This is a genomic window from Pseudoalteromonas sp. UBA2102, assembly GCF_002331165.1.
In the GTDB taxonomy this organism is placed as follows: domain Bacteria; phylum Pseudomonadota; class Gammaproteobacteria; order Enterobacterales; family Alteromonadaceae; genus Pseudoalteromonas; species Pseudoalteromonas atlantica.
In genome coordinates this window covers 59,341-63,270 of the sequence record NZ_DCYU01000098.1, presented here as the reverse complement: position 1 = coordinate 63,270, position 3,930 = coordinate 59,341, and the positions used below count along the sequence as shown (strand labels likewise).

Below are 3,930 nucleotides of genomic sequence, written 5' to 3'. Positions count from 1 at the left end.
TGGTTGGTTTTTACGAAGACGCCGAGAGCTTTAGAGACACCATAGAAACCACTAAACACGGCTTTAGCCCGTCAATAGTGTGGAATATTAACGACAGCAGCCAACTTGTTTACGAGCTTGAATACAGCGACCAAGAAGTGCCGTTTGATAGAGGCGTATTAGCCATAGATGGCGAACTTGGGCTTATACCACAAAGTCGCTTTTTAGGTGAGCCGGGCGATGGCCCAATTGAAGCCGATGTACTAGGGCATCAGTTAGAGTACATTCATGACTTTGATGATAACTGGAGCATTTTATTTGGTGCAAACTACCGTGATACCTCTATGGAAGGCTTTGCAACCGAAACCGGGTTTGGCGGCGTAGTTGATGGCGAAGTAAACCGCTTTAGGCGCTACCGCGATTTTGATGCTCAATACCATGTATTGCGTGCAGAGCTAAGCGGCAGCCTTGAGCTGGGCGGTTTTGAGCACCGTTTAATTATGGGTGTTGATACTGATAAATTTGAAAACGATCAATTTATTTTACGTGTACGGGGCGATCAATACATTAATGTATTTAAGCCTGTATACGGCGCGTATGAATTACCAACGCCTACATCTAATACCGACCGCGTAGAGATTCAAGAGTCGGTAGGGGTATTTATTCAAGACCAAATAAGCGTAACCGATAAGTTAGATATTCGTATTGGTGCCCGTTTTGATGATTACGAGCAGCGCTTAAATAACCGTTTAGCAGGCACTAATACTAAACAAACGCAGTCGCGCGTGAGCCCGCAGTTTGGTGTGGTGTATGAAGCCGGTGATTATGTATCTGTTTATGCAGCCTACGGCGAAAACTTTCGCCCGCTTTCGGGCACTGATACCAATGGCGATGGTTTTGAGCCAAACCAATCTACCTCTGCTGAGCTAGGTGTAAAATTTACCCTTAACGATGGCGCGTTATTTGGTACCGTTGCTGTATTTAAAGTAGATCAAGACAACATGCTAGTAGTAGATGACCCAACAGCGTTTACCTACGCAGCCATAGGCGAAGCGCAAAGTAAGGGAATAGAATTAGACCTAACGGGTGAGCTTAGCGATAGTTTAGAAATTTGGGCGTCGTATGCGTATGTAGATGCCCAAATACAAAACTCATTTTTTGATGCTAACTTTGGCTACACAGTAGAGGCCGGCGAGTCACTTTTAAATGTACCAGAGCATCAACTTAGCTTGCAGCTTGTTAAATCGGACGAGTTATATGGCAATGCAATTAAATTTGGTGGCGGGCTATTATTTGTAGACGAACGCAATGGCTATTTTGGTACCGACTTTAAACTACCCAGTTATACAACCGCGCGTGTATTTGTAAATTACGATGTAACAGACGCAATTCGTGTTACGGCTGAGCTAAATAACCTGTTTGATGAAACGTATTACACAAACTCGTTTGCCGATGCATGGGTACAACCTGGTACACCGCGTAACGTTAAATTTTCTGCCTCTTATAAGTTTTAATTGGTATTTTGCGCTGTAAACGTAAAAAGATCGCTTAGTTAAAGCGACCTTTTTTATTTGGCGTGTTTGTATTTTTTTAATATTTTAGAGTACTCGCCTGAATTTTTTAACTTTTGCAGCTGAATATTAAAGTCATCACGTAATTTTTTTGATTTAAATAAATAGCCACTAGGGCTTTTACCAAACAGCGCAAAGTGATCTACAGGTTGTGTGCTATCAATACCTTTAAGAGTTGAGCGATAGTAATCAAAACTTTGTTTATCCATTTGAATCACATTAGCCTTGTTTGAAAAAAGCATTTTAACTTGAAGAGATTGGTCGTGCACTTCGTAATATTGTGTATTGGCTTTTGCCATTTTTGCATACTCTTCACCTAAATGTATGCCGGCGCTGGGCCACGAGATTAAGCTGTAATGTGTTAAATCTGAGATTTTAGTAAAGTTAAAATGCTTGCTCCTTAGGGCTATCGCAACGTTTTCGTATTCATAGGCTTCATTTGATATATAACCGCTTAGGAGATTGCCGTTTTCTGTGCTTAAGTTTATGTCGGCTAGTATGTCGAGCTTTCCATCTATATACTCTTTAGCGCGGCGAGTATAAGGGTAATAGCGTGGCTCTATTTCATACCCTAAAGGCGTTAATGCGGCTTTAATAATATCGAGGGTTAGCCCGCTGTTGGTATGTGACATTACAAAAGGTGGTAGGGTTTCGCCTAAACCTACAACCAATTTTTGTTTAGTAGGCGATGCACAGGCAAAAGAGGATACAAGCAGTGTAGTTATTATAAAAAAGTTTAACTTCATTAGGCTGTTTAAATTAACTTGGCATACTAAAAAGATAGTAACTAAGTGGTTATGTAACAAGTAAATAGCCCATTAAAGTATTATTAAATATCTTTAATGGGCAAGTATTAGGCACAAAAGGTTAAACTTGGCACCGTTTAAAAAGGTGCGTAGCCGTCTGGCGTTGTTTTTGGCGTAGTCCAACGCTCTTTTGCATCAATATCTGTACGTTTTGAACCCGGCGCTGGTATACGGCCATTATCGCCAAAAAGCCATAACACTAGGTTTGTTCTGTCGCCACTGGTTATAGGTTTTGCCGCGTGTGGTACATTGCCTTTGTGGATCATGGCGGTGCCTGGTTTAAAGCTAAGTTGTACAACTTTTGCGTTTACTTGGTCGTAAAAATCAAGCTCTGATCCGCTAAATTCTTCCCCAGGTAAGTTTAAATTAATATTTAATGTTACTGATGATGCATCGGTATGCGGACGAATAGAGGCATCTGTACTTGGGTCGTAATAAATAGAAAAACCAAACGTTTGCGTATCGTAACCTATGATTTCAGGAAACAATAAACGTGAAATAGGGCGCATGTATGTATTTAATACTTGGTTATAAAATGCCTGAAAACTAGGAGCAGCTAAATAGCCCTCTGAGCGTTTGTCGAGCATGGCGCCGCGGCGGTTTAATACAATACCGTATGGTGGACGCATAGGAATGTTAGCATTCCATACTTTTTCTAGGTAACCACGTAAAACTGCTAGGCGCTCAGGATCAAAAAATTGAAACTGATACACATCAGTTGCTACTTCTTCCAGTAGTGATTTTACTAAATGCTCTTTAGATGGATCTTGCCATGCAGCATTAACGGCTTCACGTAAGTTTTTATCTAGTAATGAATCGTCCAAGGTAAAGGTGGTTGTATCTACTTCGGTTTCTTCCCACTCTTTCCAGGCTTGTGTAAGTAGTTGGTCGTTGTTGTACCAAAAATGCTGTACAGAGTGCTCACGATTTAACATGGCCTCTCTCGAAGGTAACGCTAGAGCACGAGCAAGTTGTAATTGGGTGGCAGACATAATGTGTAACTCCAGTTGTTGAATTAGGTTTTATCAATCTAGGAGTGCAATTTATTATATTTATAAAGTTAGATAAATAAGCTGTTTTAGGAAACAGTATCAAAATAATGTTTATAATTAGGGGCGGAATGAATAGAATTAGCAGTTAGCTGCAATGGAGATGGGTTTGTGTAAACCCATCAAGCGTTTAACTATAGATTTTTAATGTGTGACTCTATCGCCCCAAATTTCTTCTAGGCGGTTATCGCGTCCGCAGCGCCAGCGGTAGGTATTGTAGCGTATGGGGTTATTTTTATAATAATCCTGATGGTAGCTTTCTTTACCTTTAATTGGGTAAAAAGTGCTGGCATTAAGTATTGGCGTGACTACTGTTTGATTTGGGAACTCTGCTATCACGGCCTGTTTGGTTTGCTCTGCTATTTTGCGCTCTTGATCGTTAGCTACAAATATGGCGCTTAAATAACTTGGGCCTTTATCGCAAAATTGGCCTTTGGCATCAAAGGGATCAATATTTACCCAAAAATGATCAAGTATGCCTTTGTAGCTTACTACATCAGGGTCGTAAGTAATTTGTACTGCTTC

4 protein-coding genes are annotated in these 3,930 nt (G+C 40.7%); 1 reads left to right on the top strand and 3 read right to left on the bottom strand.

What is annotated here, in order from left to right:
* A partial coding sequence (locus tag B2R65_RS13925; RefSeq protein WP_286743574.1) for a TonB-dependent siderophore receptor occupies window positions 1-1,493 on the top strand: 1,493 nt, incomplete at its 5' end.
* Window positions 1,494-1,546: 53 nt separating this feature from the next.
* On the opposite strand, the gene B2R65_RS13920 is transcribed toward B2R65_RS13925, so the two are convergent.
* The 3 genes from B2R65_RS13920 to B2R65_RS13910 all read right to left on the bottom strand — a co-directional run.
* Window positions 1,547-2,296 (bottom strand): substrate-binding periplasmic protein, encoded by a 750-nt coding sequence (locus B2R65_RS13920; RefSeq protein WP_286743572.1) that lies wholly within the window; start codon window positions 2,294-2,296, stop codon window positions 1,547-1,549.
* A gap of 137 nt (window positions 2,297-2,433) precedes the next feature.
* A complete protein-coding gene (locus B2R65_RS13915; RefSeq protein WP_096041732.1) occupies window positions 2,434-3,348 on the bottom strand; it encodes a 2OG-Fe(II) oxygenase family protein in 915 nt (304 codons plus the stop codon).
* Window positions 3,349-3,549: 201 nt separating this feature from the next.
* Window positions 3,550-3,930: peptide-methionine (S)-S-oxide reductase (locus B2R65_RS13910; protein WP_286743567.1), on the bottom strand; the 381-nt coding region annotated here is incomplete at its 5' end.

Excerpts from the sequence above, each read along its gene's own strand:
- B2R65_RS13920 (WP_286743572.1), bottom strand. The coding sequence starts at position 2,296 with ATGAAGTTAAACTTTTTTATAATAACTACACTGCTTGTATCCTCTTTT.
- B2R65_RS13915 (WP_096041732.1), bottom strand. The coding sequence starts at position 3,348 with ATGTCTGCCACCCAATTACAACTTGCTCGTGCTCTAGCGTTACCTTCG.